This window comes from Rhizobium sp. Leaf262 (assembly GCF_001422245.1).
GTDB lineage: Bacteria > Pseudomonadota > Alphaproteobacteria > Rhizobiales > Rhizobiaceae > Agrobacterium.
The window spans coordinates 92113-108296 of sequence record NZ_LMMM01000018.1 but is presented as its reverse complement, the minus strand read 5'-3'; the positions used below and the strand labels follow the sequence as shown (position 1 = coordinate 108296).

Genomic DNA, 16184 nt, shown 5'->3' with positions numbered 1-16184 from the left:
GAATGGGCGGTTTTGCCAGAACCTTGGATATGGGAACTGTGGGATAGGTGTTGTCCAGAACCGCAGCATCCATCAACGCCTTCATCGCGGAAAACGTCTTGTCCCACGACGCTCCCTCCAGCATGGCGTCCACCGGCACAAGCCAGTCGGCATTCGTGTCGCGAAGGGCCATTGCCGCATCGCAGGCCTTTGCGAAGGCATCCGCATCTGCCGCAACGAAGACGCCGTCGACATCACCATAATGGCGAACGACATCGGCAATGGGTGTGCTGACTACCGGGCGTCCCGATGCGAGATATTCGGGTGTCTTTGTGGGGCTGATGAATTGTGTGGCGCTGTTGAGCGCAAAGGGCATGAGCGCCACGTCCCAGCCCGAGAGGTAGGCGGGCAAATCGCCATAATGCTTCTGGCCGAGATAATGGATATTATCCGCTTTCGGCAAATCTTCCGGTGCAATTTTGGCGACCGGTCCGATCATGACGAATGAAAATTGCGGTCTGGCCTTCGCAACCGTCTCCAGCAGGGCCAGATCGAGACGCTCGTCGATGACCCCGTAATAGCCGAGTTTAGGGCCTGCTATCGACAGTTGCTCAGCCGGTTCCTGCCGGTTTTTCCGGGTCGAGTGAAAATGGGCGACATCCACGCCCGAAGGGAAGGGATGGATATTGTCGTGCTGATGGCACTTTGCCTCATAGAGACTGTAGCCGCCGGTAAAGACGACGTCGGCCCGTGCCATCAGTGCCGCCTCCATCTCTCTCATATGCTGTGGCGCAAATTTGAAATTCGCCAGTTCGTCCATGCAGTCATAGACGACCGCCGAGGCATCGACATGGCCTGCAAAGCTGAACATGCTTGGCGTATAGAACCACAGGATGGGGCGGGCTGCGCCATACATGGCCAGAAGATCGTCCAGCAATCGGGCAAGCGCCCGCTCTCTTTCCGCTTCGCCCCACCAATGCGGCACGCGCGGGCGCACGGATTTGACGGTGGTGCCTTCAAACGGGTGGATTTCAAGATAGGCCAGATGATGATCTGTCGGGATATATTCCTCGAAAAAGAACACCGCACGTTCTCTTGCAAAACGCTCCATCAGATGCTGCGGGCGCTGCAGAACGAAATCCCATCGCAGATGTGAAAAACAGATGAGCGGCGTTTTGCGCTCTGCTGCGATATGTAAAGGCGAGGAAATCGAACTGGAGAGATTCATTGGCGGATCCGCGTTTGAGAGGGCGCTCCCAAACCGGATGAAAGTGGCTTTGTTCCTGATTATTAAAAAACTTTCGAATGTTATCAAGTTCGCATGAGCAAACGTAGTTTTTCGACCGTGTGTGGCCATGTCCAGTGATCCAGCACCACCTGTCTCGGAGCCAAGGTTGAGGCTCTGTCCAGCATGGCCAGAATACCGTCGTGGAACTGCGCTGCCGATGCCATCAGACCGGTTTGCGGCGTGATATATTGCAGGCCGCAGCTGAGTTCGCTGTTTGCGAGGACAGGTAGACCGGCCAGCATATATTCGGTCAAAATGGCTGGCGCGCCATCCTGTACACCGCAAACGACTCCGATTTTTGCGAGATTCATCAAACGGTTGACCTCAGCGAAGGGGACGCCGGGAGGGCCAACGAAATCGACGTCGATCCGGAGGTTTCGCGCTCGCGCCCGCAGTTCGTCGCTGAGTTCGCCATATCCGAATACGCAGAGCGTACGGATCGACCGAGGAAGTTTGGCCAGCGCGTCGAAAAGAATGTCGTGGCGTTTATAAGCCTGTGCCGCCGCGACATAGATGATGTCGTACGGCTTTTCGCTGTCGATCGGGTAGAAGGTGGTATCAGACGCGAATTCCGGGCCGATGGGCATGATCGCTGTCTTCATGTCGGGGTGTCGATCTCTCACCTCCCGTGACTGCCATTCCGCGCCGGTGATGATGAGGTCGAAGTGCCTGCTGGCGTCAGGTGGTATGCGAAGCGCCGGATGATCGATGGAATTATATATTTTATAGGATTTTTCGCAGGCGCTAAGGATGGCCTCGTCGACCCCGAGGCCCCACACGCACAGTATATCGGGCGCGCCGAAGGCGTTGATATGCCCCAGCATATCGTTGGAGCTGAACGGTGGCTGTGGCGCGTTCATCTGAAACGCCCGGCGGATCATGACAGGAGCTTGCCGTTCATCCGGCGGTGGGGGGCTTTCGTTGCGCCAGTGGGTCCAGACTTCTGCCGTATCGACAAGACCCGCCTTGATGCAGGCGAGGGGCAGCCTTTCTATGTAGCCACCTTCCACTTTAAAATCGTCGGTGTTCACTGTGTGCTGAAGCGGTTGGCCGCGTTCACCGCTTCGCCATTGTCGTTCGAATTCTTCGACGGGTGGGACATCAGGCGCAAAACCATCGCCATCCTGAAAATCGCTGATGACGACGATCCGTCTGGGCGTGGAAGGCTGCACCATGAAATGTCCCCATAACACCGGTCATGCGTGAAAAAGCGCGACACTACGTGCCGCGCTTCATTTCATTTACTTTACTTGCGTGGGGGAGACGCTTTGCCCAGTTTTACGGAGGGTTCGCGGCCCCAGACTCGCAGATCGCCCAACTTTACAACGAAGTCGGAAGGATCATCATCCTGAGGCAATGCGATGGTGCCTTCATCCAAAGCGTCGGCGATGCCGGCTTTTTGCAGCAATGGCATAGCCGACTCGGCGTAACCGATGAACTTGCAGTGCTGGAAGGCATCTGCAACGAAATCACGGGCTGCGGCTTCATCGACGATGTCCTCCACGCCCTGTTCGGACGTGAGCAGAGCCACCGCGTCGAACAGCACCGAAGGCCCGCCATCGATCATATGATGCGCTTCGATCCAGCTTCCGTCCGACGCTTTGACGCCGCCCACCTTTGGCGCGATGATTTCGACAACGGCTTTTGCGGCGGTTGCCGCATCGGTTAGCGTCTTCAACAGGCTGGCGTCGACGCCATCGGTGACGAGAATGCCGAGCTTGCGGCCTTCGAAACGCTTGGGTCCATTTTCAACGATGCTGAGGGCAGGGGAGGGATCGAGATCCTGCCGGGTCGGCATGGCTGCATCGGCAGGCTTGGGCATTTTCTGCATACCCAGCTTCTGCGCGACCGTGGTCGCCAGGGTCTCGTCGATGTTCAGCAGGTGAGAAACCATACGTTCGCGGATGGCAGGGATTTCCACCTTGCTGAGTTCGAACGTCAGGGCCGATGCGATGTGACGTTGCTCGGCGCCTGTCTGGCTGATGTAGAACTGGCGAGCCTGGCTATAGTGGTCGGCAAAGCTTTCTGGGCGAAGCCGTGCCTTCGTACCCTGCTCCTCGGCAGGATAGTGCCGGTAGCCTTTGGAGGGCGATTCGCGCGGTCCTTCTCCATGCGAGTTCGGCTGATAATTGACGCGACCGACCGGATTGCGCATGGCCATATGGCCGTCCTGCTGGAAATGCGCGAAAGGACACTTAGGCGCGTTGATCGGTAGATGGGTGAAGTTCGGGCCGCCGAGCCGCTTCAACTGCGTGTCGAGATAGGAGAAATTGCGGCCCTGTAGAAGCGGATCGTTGCTGAAATCGATGCCCGGCGGCACGTTCTGCGTCATGAAGGCAACCTGTTCGGTCTCGGCAAAGAAGTTGTCGGGCATCCGATCCAGCACCAGACGGCCGACAGCCTTCGGGGGGAGTATTTCTTCAGGTATGATCTTCGTCGGGTCGAGTACGTCGAAATCGAAGCTGTCGGCAAATTCCTGGTCGAACAGCTGGACCTGCAGTTCCCATTCGGGGAAGTCACCGGACTGAATGGAGTTCCAGAGGTCGCGGCGGTGGAAATCCGGGTCTGCGCCATTGATCTTGACAGCTTCGTTCCATGCGACGGACTGAAGACCCAGTTTCGGCTTCCAGTGAAACTTCACAAATGTGGATTCGTCCTGCGCGTTGACGAAACGGAATGTGTGGACGCCGAAGCCCTCCATGAAGCGCAGCGAGCGCGGGATGGTGCGGTCGGACATGATCCACATGACCATGTTCATGCTCTCCGGTGTCAGGCTGATGAAGTCCCAGAAATTGTCATGGGCCGTCTGTGCCTGCGGAAAAGCGCGGTCGGGCTCCTGCTTGGCAGCGTGTATCAGGTCCGGGAACTTGATCGCATCCTGAATAAAGAACACCGGGATGTTGTTACCGACCAGATCCCAGTTTCCCTCCTTGGTATAGAGCTTGACGGCGAAGCCGCGCACGTCGCGGGCCAGATCGGCAGAACCCTTGTTACCGGCGACGGTGGAAAAACGCACGAAAACCGGCGTTTTCTCGCCCTTGCGCTGAAAGATATCCGCCTTGGTATAGGCGGCGAGGGAATCGTATGGCTCAAAATATCCGTGTGCACCATAGCCACGCGCGTGAACGACGCGCTCGGGGATGCGTTCGTGGTCGAAGTGAAACATTTTTTCGCGGAAATGGAAGTCGTCCACGACCAGCGGTCCTCGTGGTCCGACGCGCAGGCTGTTCTGATCGTCGGCAACAGGGCCGCCTTGAGCCGTCGTCATCACGGGCGTGTGGCCCTCAGCAAACTGATGCAGTTCTCCGCCCGCACCACGCTGCATTTTCTGGTCGTGAATGGTGACGATTTCCGTGTCCTGCATCGATGGTGGTGTCGCCGTTTTCTTGGCCATGCCCGATCTCCCAGATCTATTCGATTTGAAACGAGCCTACACGGCCCGCAAAGAAAAAGGGCCGCCCGAAACAGGCGGCCTCAATCATGGTCACATCGCTTCGATGCTCGACTTGGACGGTCCGTCACACGTTACGCTCTGCCATGAGGACAAGGCGTTGCGTGCTCTGATGTCGCCAGTCGTTGCCATCGTCGCGTGCCGGTCACCGGATGTCAGAGCGCAGGGCGGTTGTAGCGTGTGCGCTCTTTTTCGATCTGGTCGGCATCATAAGGATCGAGCGTGTCATCGAAACGCTGCCAGCCCTGTTCATTATAGGCTGTACGGCGTTCCGTGGGATCGACCCAGTTGGACCGCTTGAGAATGGCTTCCGCTTCCGGTGCCATGCTGTCTTCCACCTTTGCAGTGACGATGGTGCCGCCACGGCGTACGCCTTCTGCATAGACATGCGCGTCTTCTTCAGAGACGCCGGAATCCGTCAGCGCGCCGACGATACCGCCTGCTGCGCCGCCAGCGACAGCGCCTGCTGCTGCTCCTGCCGCGGTTGCGGCAAGCCAGCCGGCTGCCACGACAGGGCCGACACCCGGGATAGCCATAAGGCCAAGCCCCGTCAGAAGACCGCCAGCACCGCCGACGACGGCACCGATGCCTGCGCCGGTTCCAGCGCCTTCGGCTGCTTTGGATTCATCTGCGCGGTCGCGGTGGTTTGCGTTGTTCGACACGATGCTGATGTCCTTGGACGGAACGCCTGCGGCTTCCAGTTCGGTCACAGCAGACCGGGCATCAGCATGGTCGTCGAAAAGTCCAGTAATGGTTTTCATATCGTTATCCTCAAAATTCGGTTGCGTCGCTTGGCAGTGGTCGCGTTACTTGGCGACGACATTGCCCTGGTAATCCAGAGCGATCATGGCAGGCTTGCCATCCTTCATGCCGGAGGCCATCCAGATACCCTTGTCATCCTTCTTGAGATCCTTGACCTCGGAATAACCGGCTTCTTCGATGCGGGTCTTGGCCTGCTCTTCGGTGAAGCTGTTTGCACCTTCGACCGGCGCCGTCGGGTTTTTCGTTTCCGGCGTTGCGACAGCGGGTGTGTTGCCATCTGTGCTGGTTGCAGGAGCAGATGTCTGGGCAGCAGCGGACAAGGCAGTGGCGCTCAGCAGCGCCGCCGCAAGAATGATCTTCTTCATGGTGATTTCCTCTTATGCGGGCCGCTTTTTTGACAGCTCCGTGCATCCCAAACTGTGCGAGGGAGCATTCGTTCCAAATTAGTGATATTTAAATTTCACCCTGCTTTTCTTCTAATGGAAGTGCGAGATGGTGTTTCTGGCTAGAAATCGAGTGTCGCGGTGACCTTCTTTGGGCTGCGATTTTTGTTGCGTTTTGTCATGGAACCAAATCAAGCCGACCTAGTTGAGATGCCAGGGCGTTGGACGTACGGGGACAGTTTTGAATTTTGTAGGCGGCGGTGAATGCGGAGATTTGTTCCGGGGTTTTGCCTGGGAAGAAAGCCCGTTAGGCTGTCCCGACGCGTGGCCCGTGGAACTCCAGACGCTTGTCAATGTGATGCTGGGTTCACTTCAGCCGATGCTGATCGTCTGGGGACCGCAACAGATTACGCTTTATAATGATGGTTATGCGCAGATGTGCGGCAACCGCCATCCTGCCGCCTTTGGACATCCGTTTCGTGATTTGTGGTTCGATATCTGGGATGCTGTCGATCCTATCATCTCTGCCGCCTACGCTGGTCAGGGTACGTCGATGGACGACATTCAGTTCATCATGCACCGCAAGGGATACCCCGAGGAAACGCACTTTTCGTTTTCCTACACTCCAGTCCGCGATCAGTCCGGCGTGGTCCTTGGAATGTTCTGCGCATGTACGGAAATTACCAGTGAAATCATCATGCGACGCGAACAGAAGAGCATGCAGGAGAAGCTGCTGCAGATTTTCGAGATGTCGCCAGCGGGTATTGCCACATTGAGCGGCCCCAATCACGTTTTCGAATTCGCCAACGAAGAATATTATTCGATGATCGGTGTTGGTCGCGACATCATTGGACGGTCGGTGGCCGAGGCGGTTTCCGAGGTCGTGGGGCAGGGCTTCATCGATCTTCTCGACGCCGTCTACAGAACCGGCGAGCCGTTTGCTGCGCGTGGCGTGCCTGTAGAGCTCAACCGCGGACCGGAAGGCGAAAAGCAGAAGCGCATGATCGATCTCGTCTATCAGGCCATGCGTGACCCATCCGGCGAAATCACCGGCATTCTGGTGCAGGCGCAGGATGTGACGGAACGTCTGGCGGAACAGAAGCACCGGGAGCTCATTTCCCACGAGCTCGGTCACCGGCTGAAGAACCAGCTCGCCATGGTGCAGGCAATCGCATCGCAGACGCTGCGCTCGGCGGATGATCTGGACACAGCGCGCAAGACCCTGTCGGCCCGCATCGGCGTGTTAAGCGCGGCGCATGACACGGTCATTCAGGGCGGGCTCGGCACCTCGCAGGTACATAAGCTCGTCAATCAGATGCTGGAAGTTCACGATGATCCGATGTCCTCGCGCTTTACCGTCGCGGGGCCTAATATGCGAGTTGGGTCGCGGCCCTCCCTGTCTTTGTCGCTGATCCTCCACGAGCTCGCAACGAATGCGGTGAAATATGGTGCCTTGTCGGTGCCTGACGGGCGCGTCGACATTCGTTGGCACGTCGTGGGTCAAGCCGCACACAGATTCGAACTCGTCTGGACCGAAACAGGAGGGCCGTCGGTTGCCATGCCGCAACGCGTCGGTTCCGGTTCTCGTCTTATCAAAGCCGGTCTTGCTGGCGCCGCCGACAGTCGTGTCGACATTTCCTACGATGCCGGTGGCTTGCGCTGCACGATCTCGGCAGACCTTTCCAGCTTTCAGCAGGAGCATTGACTGATGCAATCGCAACCACGCCTTCTTATCGTCGAAGATGACGGACTTATTCGTCTCGATCTCGTCGATATGGTGTCCGACCTCGGCTTTACCGTGCAGGAGGCTTCCACTGCCGATGAGGCGGTCGAAGTGCTGGAAACGGAAGAGCCTATTCAGGCTATCCTGACCGATATCGACATGCCGGGTTCCATCAACGGACTGGGCCTTGCCAATGTCGCGCATCGCCGGTGGCCGGATATCAGGGTGGTGGTGATTTCGGGTCGATACAATCCCGCTGAAGGTGTTTTGCCGCCGGGTGCGATTTTTCTGACAAAACCGGTTTCGCCCGACCTGATCGAAAAGGCGTTGGCGGATGTCGGCCTTCTGGTGGCTTGCTGATCGGACTTTCTGACGGACGCCCGAAAAAATGCCCGCATCTCGCGGGCATTTTCGTGAATTCTGCTTTGGTGACCCGTTACCAGGTCTGGCGATCATACCATGTGTCGACGTCTTTGCGGACATGGTCTTTTTCGACGCCGTAACGCTCCTGGATCTTGCCTTCGAGCTGCTCGCGCTTGCCAGCGATTTGATCAAGATCGTCATCTGTGAGTTTTCCCCACTGTTCCTTGATCTTGCCTTTGACCTGCTTCCAGTTGCCTTCTACGCGGTTCCAGTCCATGTCTATTCTCCTCGTTGTGACAAAGAAGTAACGGCTGGCCACTGCCTGCGGTTCCAAGAAAATAATCGTTGAAAATTCGTTAAAATCTGATTCGACATGTGATTCGATCAGGTGTAAAACAAACCCATTCACGGAATTGGGTACCGATAATTCGCATCTTTGGGAGGATGAGCCTTGTCGTACGTAGCGTTTCAACGGGTAGGCACACAGCTGTCGCCCCAGCAGGTTACCGATCTTCAAACGATATTCGATGGCGTATGTTTCGAGTGCCTCGAAGATCGAAGCAGCCATGTCGCCAATGAATGTGCAGCTGTTCTGATCAGAAGCGCCCAGCGCGGCATTCTTGATCATGAAATGCTGAGGGACATTGGCAAGGCGGTTTTGCGCCGCCACTGACGGATGATATTGACGTGAAAGCGCCCGGTTTTCGCCGGGCGCTTTTGTTTTGTGTCAGGCTTTTTCCTGGACATGTGCTTCCAGGAACCATAGCGATTTGTCGAGGTCGCGTGAGGCCGCAGTAAAGATGTCAGCCGTGTTGGCATCGCCGGCATCGTCTGCTTCATCGATGGATTTGCGAACCAGATTTGCCACATCGCCGTAGCGTTCGATCAACTCGTCGAGATGATCCTGAATCCTGTAGATGTCGGTGGGATAAGCTTTCAGCTTTGAGGTCGAGCCGACCGACTGGACGCTGCCCAGTGCAGTTCCGCCGAGTTGGACGGCGCGCTCTGCAATCGTGTCGCTATGCTTGTCGAGCTGTGCGCGGAAGGTATCCAGCAATTCGTGGACTGCGATGAATTGGGGGCCCTTGAGGTTCCAGTGCGCCTGCTTGGTGACGAGTGAAAGGTCGATGACGGAAGCGAGGGCTTCGTTCAACAGTCCGATGACTGTGGCTTTGGTGTTGGACGGCAAATCGTTTCTTGTCTTATGGGTTCTCATTTCATTTCTCCTGAAACATCGATCTAGGGTTTTCGAAACACGCGGGAAAACAACGAGTTGGCGCGACAGTCGTTCCATCATCCATCGCTGGCAAAGCGCGTAATGCCTTCTACCTATCCGATGGGAAATCGCTGACGATCCGGCGGTCGATGAGAGTGAGTGACCGGTCCGGCTCTATGCGATAGGTTTCCAGGGCAAGACGTCCATCGGACATGGTGAAATCGTGGCTGAATGTGCTTCCCACCGGTGATTTCGTGAGTTTCGTTCTCGGCTGGCCGCCATAGGTTATGCTGCCGGGTATGGGCTCCACACCTTGCGCGGTGGTGCATGACGCCAAGGCGACGGCGAATATCAAAGCAAGTTTACGCATCTCATTCCCCAATAACGCAATCCATGCAGCGGAAACGGCGATGTCCGCGTTCCGTTCCGGCATAAAAAAGCCCCGCATCCTTTCGGGTGCGGGGCAGGTTTCCTTGGGAGGAAGTCGTAAGAGCTTTTAGTCTTCGTTGGCCGCAAGCTGGGTCAGCACCTGTCCACGGCCACGGATTCGCATGATCAGTGGAATGAGGAATGCGGCAGCGGCAACGATGAACAGGCCGACGGCGATAGGCGACGTGAAGAGCACGGTTGGGTCGCCCTGTCCGATGGACAATGCACGGCGCAACTGTTGTTCCGCCAATGGCCCGAGGATGAGACCGACCACAGCAGGTGCAATCGGATAGCCAAAGATGCGCATGATATAGCCGAGAATACCGAAGGCCAGAAGCATGCCCAGTTCGAAAACGGATGGGTTGGCGCCGATGGTGCCGAGCGTTGCAAACAGCAAGATGCCCGCATAGAGCCATGGCTTGGGAATGGTCAGCAGCTTAACCCAAAGGCCGATCAGCGGCAGGTTGAGAACCAGCAGCATGACGTTGGCGATGAACAGGCTGGCAATCAGGCCCCAGACGAGCTGCGGGTTTGTCGCAAACAGAAGCGGGCCGGGCTGAAGGCCGAACTGCTGGAAACCGGCCAGCATGATGGCAGCGGTTGCTGTCGTCGGCAGGCCCAGCGTCAGCAGTGGTACCAGTGTACCGGCAGCAGATGCGTTGTTGGCCGCTTCCGGACCGGCAACGCCTTCGATGGCGCCGTGGCCGAATTCTTCCGGGTGCTTGGACAGCTTCTTTTCCGTCGCGTAGGACAGGAACGTGCCGATTTCAGCGCCGCCTGCCGGCATTGCGCCGATGGGGAAGCCGATGAGCGTGCCGCGCAGCCAGGCTTTCCACGAGCGTGCCCAGTCCTGAGCGGTCATCCAGACGGAGCCCTTGACGGCTTCCACCTTGTCAGGCCCGCTCTGGCCCTGAGCAACGATGAACAGTGTTTCACCGATGGCGAACATGGCAACGGCAAGCGTGGTCACTTCAACGCCGTCAAGCAGATCGGGAATGCCGAAGCTCATGCGTGTCTGGCCGGTCAGCTGGTCGATGCCGACAATGGCGAGAGCAAAGCCGATGAACAGGGATGTCAATCCGCGAAGAGCAGAATCGCCGAATGCCGACGACACCGTGACGAAGGCCAGCACCATCAGTGCGAAATATTCGCGTGGGCCGAAGACCAGCGCCAGCTTGACGATGTAGGGTGCGACGAAGGCGAGCGCGATCGTGGCAATCAGGCCTGCGACGAAGGAGCCGATGGCAGCCGTCGCCAGTGCGGGGCCGCCGCGTCCGGCACGGGCCATCTTGTTGCCCTCCAGCGCAGTGACGATAGACGCACTTTCGCCTGGCGTGTTCAGAAGGATCGATGTCGTCGAGCCGCCATACATGCCGCCGTAATAGATACCGGCGAACATGATGAGCGAACCGGCAGGGTCGAGCCTGTAGGTGACCGGCAGCAGCAGTGCCACCGTCAGCGCAGGGCCGATGCCGGGCAAAACGCCGACGGCGGTGCCGAGCGTGACGCCGATCAGCGCGTAAAGCAGGTTCATGGGTTGCGCTGCAACCTCAAGACCATGCAGAAGAAATTCAAATGTGCTCATGGACAGATTTTCCCCTGTCGGGTGAAGCCGTCGCTGCCATTTTGACGAAGGCGCGCGGCTTCATGTCTCGTTGGTTATTGAAAGGCCCGGCTGTCAGAAAAACAGCCGTTCCAGAGGTCCGGCAGGCAATGACAATTGCAGGAACTGCGCGAAGATGACCCAGATGACGAAGCTGAAAACAATGCCGATGGGGATCGAATACCACAACTCCCGTTTGCCGAAGGCACGGGCTGTAAAGGCAAAGAGCAATCCAGTCGCAATGGAGAAACCGGCAATCTTCAATAGCAGCATCTGCGCGGCAAGACCGGCGATGACCCAGACGACGGGGCCGGCTTCCTGCTTGTCGCGGACGGGAAATTCGTTGCGCCATGCCTCGAAAGCGGTCCAGATGGCCAGCCCGATAAGACAGAAGGCGATCGCGTAGGGAACGGTTGCCGGGCCGACCGGCGAGTAACCGGTGACGCTGGCAAGCCGTGCGGAGTCCCAGAAGATCACAGCTGCAATGGCAACCAAAGCAACCGCGATCAGCATCGCCGCCCAATCAGGGCGGCGCTTTTCAGTTGGGGAAGGGGATGAACCCTGGCTCATTTTACCAGTCCGATGTCTTTGAGGATGGTTTCAGTGGAGGCGGTGTCTTTTGCAAGCTGCTCCTTGAACGCATCGCCCGCGAGATAGGTATCCATCCAGCCCTTGGTCTTCAGCGTTTCCTGCCACTTGGCGGACTTTGCCAGCTTTTCGACATCGGCGTTGACGACCTTTTCCTGCTCAGGCGTCAGGCCTGGAGGGGCTGCAACCATGCGCCAGTTCTGAACGACGACATCGAGGCCGCTTTCTTTCAGGGTCGGGGCATCGATGCCTTCGATCTTCTGTTCGCTTGAAATGGCGAGAAGACGCAGTGTTCCGGCCTTAACCTGGCTTTCGAATTCGCCGTAGCTGGAAATGCCTGCCGTGACCTGCGCGCCGAGGATGGAAGCCAGAGCCTCACCGCCGCCGGAATAGGCGATGTAGTTGATCTTGGTTGGATCGACGCCCGCAGCCTTGGCAATCAGGCCTGCCGTGATGTGGTCGGTGCCGCCAGCCGAACCGCCGCCCCAGGACACGCTGCCCGGATCTTTCTTGAGCTGTTCGATCAGCTGCGAAATGTTCTGGATTTCGGAGGAAGCGGGAACGACGATGACTTCGTATTCGCCCGTCAGACGCGCAATCGGCGTGACTTCCTTAAGTGTGACCGGTGCCTTGTTTGTCAGGATCGCGCCGACCATGACGTAGCCGCCGACGATGAGTGCGTTCGGATTGCCCTTCTGCTGGCTGGCGAACTGCGCGAGGCCGATGGTGCCGCCAGCACCTGGAACGTTCTGAACCTGAACGCTCTTGGAAATGCCTTCTTCCTGAAGGACGGACTGGAGCGAACGTGCCGTCTGGTCCCAGCCGCCGCCTGGATTGGCCGGTGCGATGATGGTGTAATCAGCTGCTGCTGCCGGAAGTGCGATAGCGCCTGCGAGAAGCGAAGCGATGAAGAAATGCTTCAAGATAAACCCTCCTTGATATGCCGTTCCGGCATTGTTTTCATGGACGCGGAAGGGACGCGCACGTACGATTGCAGGGGCTGCATATGCTGCCCGAGAATGATCGTCCATTGAGACTGTCCTCCCGCTTCTTCAGTCCGCCTCCACGGATGAACGAAGAATTGCACAGCACCACAGAAAGCTGTCATTTAACTGACGCTTGGCAACTCCTCAGCGCATTTACTGTCTATTAATTTTTGAAATTCGTCTACTGGGCGCGCAAAGCTTCGTTCCACCGCTCGATGATGCGGGCACGCTTGACCTGATCGAGATAGACCATCAGCCCCGGACTGACCGGCACGGGCCGCAATTGCGCACCGTGGATGGCCTGCATCATGTTGGCGGTGTTCTCCCCCGCCACGTCTGGACTGACCGCCGGTATCTGCAACTGCCGCGCCATGATGGTCTGGCCTTCCTTGGACATGAAGAATTCCAGATAGCGACGGCCAAGCTCCGCATTGCGCGCCGCCTGCGGCACCAGCCCAATGCGCGACATGACGACGGTATAATCCTTCGGCAGCACGATGCCGACATCGGGATGGCGGGATGCCCAGTCCGCGGCATAGGAGCCGAGGATGTTATAGCCCAGCACGAAGCGGCCATCGGAGATGCGTTCCAGAATGGCGGAACTGGTGGAGTAAACCTTCACCCCCGCCGTGCCCATGCTCTTGATGACATTCCAGATATCGCCAAACTGTTCCTGATCTCGCGACATGAACAGGAAGCCGACACCGGAGCGTTCTATATCATAGGTCGCGATGCGCCCGTGGACCTCTTTGGCGTGCCGTTCCAGATAGTCCACGAATTCGGCGCGGCTGGCCGGTGGCTTTTCCGTCTGGAAACTCGGCTTGTGATAGACGAAGACGGCGGGTTCGAAGGTCAGCGCATAGGCCGTGTTGCGCCAGTTGGCCCAGGCGGGCCAGCGCGCACTCATGGGCAGATCGGAGCGCTGGGCATAACCGTCATTGCTGAGTTTGACCTGAAGGTCCATGGCAGACGAAAAGGCGAAGTCGGCGGTTTTCTGGCCAGCATCCGTTTCGCGCACGATGCGGTCGTATATCTCGCCGGTCAGCATGTCTTCGTAGGATACCGCCACATCAGGATTGGCCTTCTGGAAGCCTTCGATCATGGGCGTGGCCAGCGGCTCGTCGAGGGAAGAGTACACTACGAGCGTTTGCGCATCCGCCTTGCCGGAGAGGGCGGGGAACAGCATCTGCTGCGCCTGCACGGCGGTGGCGGCAGTCAGGAAAAGACAGAGAGACAGAAGAATACGCATGGAAAAGATCATGCCGCAGCCACTGCCCATTCACAAGACGGGAAGGCTTGGATAGTTTAGCCGAAATGGGAGGGGCGGCGTTGAGAATTCTGCTGGTGGAGGACAATCAGGTTCTGTCGGAGGGCTTGTCGGCGCTGTTGCGGGGAAGCGGCTATGCCGTGGATGTGGTGTCCGATGGTGCCTCGGCGTCTGCCGCCATCGCCGCAGAAAGTTTCGATCTCGTCATCCTCGATCTCAACCTGCCGGAAATGGATGGAATCGACGTGTTGCGTTCCATGCGCGCCCGACAGGACAGGGCGGCCGTGCTGATCCTCACCGCGCGCGGTTCACCGGAAGAGCGGGTGAAGGGTCTGGATCTCGGTGCCGACGACTATATGACCAAGCCCTTCGATATCACCGAATTCGAGGCGCGGGTGCGGGTGCTTTTGCGCCGCAACGCCGGGCTGCGCTCTTCGCTCGTCAGTTTCGGCAAAGTGTCTTTCGATCTGACGTCGCGCACTTTTTCGGCAGACGGCCATCCGCTCGATATTCCCGCGCGTGAGGTGGCGCTGCTGGAAGTGCTGTTCATGCGGGCGGGAAAGGTGGTGGCGAAAGAGGCCATCGTGCAATCGCTGACGGGCTTTGACGATGAACTTTCGGGTAATGCCATCGAGCAATATGTCAGCCGCCTGCGCAAGCGTCTCGCGCCGCATGGGCTGACGGTGAAGACGGCGCGGGGCATCGGTTATTATCTGGAAAAACTGCCGGAGATGGCGGAATGAAGCAGGCCGCCTATTCGCTGCGGCGGCGTCTGCTGGGCTGGCTCCTGATTTCCACGGCGATCATCGGCTGCATCGCGCTGGCCGATACCTATCGCGAAGCGATCAACACGGCCAATATCGTTTCGGATCGGGTACTTTCGGGTTCGGCTCTGGCCATTGCCGAGCGGGTCGTCGTGTCCGAAGACGGCTCGCTGGAGGTGGATATTCCCTATGTTGCGCTGGAAATGCTGACATCGGCGGCGCAGGACCGGGTGTTTTACAGGGTCGATGGCCCGAATGGGCAGTTTCTAACAGGCTACCAGAATCTGCCTTCAGTGGAGAAAGCGCGCAGTGACGCACCGATTTTCGTGGATGCGGAGTTCCGTGGCGAGCCGATCCGCGTCGCAGCCATCGAGCGGTTTGCCTCGACCGGCGTCAATTCCGTGCCATTTACTGTCACGGTGGCCGAGACCACGATTGCGCGCAGCCGCCTGGCGCAGGCGATCATCATTCGCTCGGCGTTGCGCCTGCTGTTCATGATCATCGGTGCCGCTATCATCGTGTGGATTGCGGTGACGATTTCGCTGCGGCCGCTTTACCGGCTGAGCGAAGCCATCGATGAACGAAGCCCCAATGACCTGCACCCCATTCGCCAGTCGGTTCCGGTGGAGGTCGAAAGTCTGGTGGAGACCGTCAATTCCTTTATGGTGCGGCTGCAATCGGCGCTGGATGCGCTTCGGCACTTTACCGGCAATGCCAGCCATCAGTTGCGCACGCCGCTTGCGATCATTCGCACCCAGCTTGCTTTGTCGGCGCGGGCGCAGACTTTGCAGGAGGCGCAGGCTGCTGCGCACAAGGGCGATGCTTCGGTTGCCCATGCCGAGCATATTCTGGCGCAGTTGCTGCGCATGGCCAATATCGATGCTGCTGGATCGGGAGAAAGGCAGAGCCGCATCGAGATCGATCTGGCTGCCCTCGCACAATCGGTTACAGCCGATTATGTCCCCATTGCTGGCGAGGCTGGCATCGATCTCGGTTTCGAACTGGTGGAACCTGCAAGCCTGCCGGGAGAGCCGTTGTTGCTGGGCGAATTGCTGGGCAACCTGATCAGCAATGCCATCGCCTATGCCGGGCGAGGGGCTGAGGTCACTGTCAGGGTTGGGCGAGTGGGTGAGGCCGTGTTTCTGGAGGTGGAGGATAATGGTCCCGGCATACCGATAGAGAACCGCGATATGGTCCGCCAACGTTTTGCGCGGGGTGACGGAACGGCAGCACCCGGTGCGGGTCTTGGGCTTGCCATTGTTGAGGAGATCGCTGCGCTTTTCGATGGCCGGCTGTTGCTTGCCGATGGCGCGGGCGGACGCGGGTTGAAAGCGACAGTCCTTTTTTCGTGAAGCGGCGCAAGCAGCGCCGCCTCCGGGTTT

The 16184-nt window shown here is 58.1% G+C and carries 15 protein-coding genes and 1 pseudogene; 4 read left to right on the top strand and 12 right to left on the bottom strand.

Annotated features, from left to right (window positions below):
• Window positions 1-58: 58 nt before the first annotated feature.
• From ASF29_RS18025 to ASF29_RS18005, 5 genes and pseudogenes are all read right to left on the bottom strand, one after another.
• A pseudogene (locus ASF29_RS18025) lies at window positions 59-1090 on the bottom strand (glycosyltransferase); the annotation flags it as partial.
• Between the two features lie 200 nt (window positions 1091-1290).
• On the bottom strand, window positions 1291-2442 hold the full coding sequence (locus ASF29_RS18020) for a glycosyltransferase family 4 protein (RefSeq protein WP_062452040.1): 1152 nt from the start codon (window positions 2440-2442) through the stop codon (window positions 1291-1293).
• A 71-nt stretch (window positions 2443-2513) separates the two neighbouring features.
• Entirely contained in the window at window positions 2514-4661 is a 2148-nt protein-coding gene (gene catE, locus ASF29_RS18015; RefSeq protein WP_062452039.1) for a catalase C, read from the bottom strand.
• Window positions 4662-4873: 212 nt separating this feature from the next.
• The gene (locus tag ASF29_RS18010; RefSeq protein WP_062452038.1) at window positions 4874-5479 is read right to left on the bottom strand and encodes a general stress protein; all 606 of its coding nucleotides are present in this window, start codon (window positions 5477-5479) and stop codon (window positions 4874-4876) included.
• A gap of 45 nt (window positions 5480-5524) precedes the next feature.
• Window positions 5525-5845 (bottom strand): PepSY domain-containing protein, encoded by a 321-nt coding sequence (locus tag ASF29_RS18005; protein ID WP_062452037.1) that lies wholly within the window; start codon window positions 5843-5845, stop codon window positions 5525-5527.
• A gap of 349 nt (window positions 5846-6194) precedes the next feature.
• Here ASF29_RS18005 and ASF29_RS18000 point away from each other — a divergent pair, with 349 nt between their 5' ends.
• Complete coding sequence (locus ASF29_RS18000; protein ID WP_062452036.1) at window positions 6195-7568, top strand: HWE histidine kinase domain-containing protein; 1374 nt, start codon at window positions 6195-6197, stop codon at window positions 7566-7568.
• Window positions 7569-7571: 3 nt separating this feature from the next.
• On the top strand, window positions 7572-7946 hold the full coding sequence (locus ASF29_RS17995) for a response regulator (protein ID WP_062452035.1): 375 nt from the start codon (window positions 7572-7574) through the stop codon (window positions 7944-7946).
• Window positions 7947-8022: 76 nt separating this feature from the next.
• Here ASF29_RS17995 and ASF29_RS17990 read toward each other — a convergent pair whose 3' ends face one another.
• The 7 genes from ASF29_RS17990 to ASF29_RS17960 form a co-directional block, all read right to left on the bottom strand.
• Window positions 8023-8226 carry a CsbD family protein gene (locus ASF29_RS17990; protein ID WP_062452392.1) on the bottom strand — a complete coding sequence of 68 codons (204 nt, stop codon included), beginning with the start codon at window positions 8224-8226 and terminating at the stop codon, window positions 8023-8025.
• A 450-nt stretch (window positions 8227-8676) separates the two neighbouring features.
• Window positions 8677-9165 carry a DNA starvation/stationary phase protection protein Dps gene (dps, locus tag ASF29_RS17985; RefSeq protein ID WP_062452034.1) on the bottom strand — a complete coding sequence of 163 codons (489 nt, stop codon included), beginning with the start codon at window positions 9163-9165 and terminating at the stop codon, window positions 8677-8679.
• Window positions 9166-9274: 109 nt separating this feature from the next.
• The gene (locus ASF29_RS17980) at window positions 9275-9535 is read right to left on the bottom strand and encodes a hypothetical protein (protein ID WP_062452391.1); all 261 of its coding nucleotides are present in this window, start codon (window positions 9533-9535) and stop codon (window positions 9275-9277) included.
• A 126-nt stretch (window positions 9536-9661) separates the two neighbouring features.
• Window positions 9662-11179 (bottom strand): tripartite tricarboxylate transporter permease, encoded by a 1518-nt coding sequence (locus ASF29_RS17975; protein ID WP_062452033.1) that lies wholly within the window; start codon window positions 11177-11179, stop codon window positions 9662-9664.
• 93 nt (window positions 11180-11272) lie between these two features.
• On the bottom strand, window positions 11273-11767 hold the full coding sequence (locus tag ASF29_RS17970; protein WP_062452032.1) for a tripartite tricarboxylate transporter TctB family protein: 495 nt from the start codon (window positions 11765-11767) through the stop codon (window positions 11273-11275).
• A complete protein-coding gene (locus ASF29_RS17965) occupies window positions 11764-12708 on the bottom strand; it encodes a tripartite tricarboxylate transporter substrate binding protein (protein ID WP_062452390.1) in 945 nt (314 codons plus the stop codon). The genes ASF29_RS17970 and ASF29_RS17965 overlap by 4 nt, the downstream gene beginning before the upstream one ends.
• Before the next feature lie 244 nt (window positions 12709-12952).
• The gene (locus ASF29_RS17960) at window positions 12953-14020 is read right to left on the bottom strand and encodes an ABC transporter substrate-binding protein (protein WP_062452389.1); all 1068 of its coding nucleotides are present in this window, start codon (window positions 14018-14020) and stop codon (window positions 12953-12955) included.
• A gap of 80 nt (window positions 14021-14100) precedes the next feature.
• Between ASF29_RS17960 and ASF29_RS17955 the strand changes: the two genes are divergently transcribed.
• Together ASF29_RS17955 and ASF29_RS17950 are read left to right on the top strand one after the other, a co-directional pair.
• Entirely contained in the window at window positions 14101-14781 is a 681-nt protein-coding gene (locus ASF29_RS17955; RefSeq protein ID WP_062452031.1) for a response regulator transcription factor, read from the top strand.
• On the top strand, window positions 14778-16154 hold the full coding sequence (locus ASF29_RS17950) for a sensor histidine kinase (protein WP_062452030.1): 1377 nt from the start codon (window positions 14778-14780) through the stop codon (window positions 16152-16154). The genes ASF29_RS17955 and ASF29_RS17950 overlap by 4 nt, the downstream gene beginning before the upstream one ends.
• The last annotated feature ends 30 nt before the right edge of the window (window positions 16155-16184 follow it).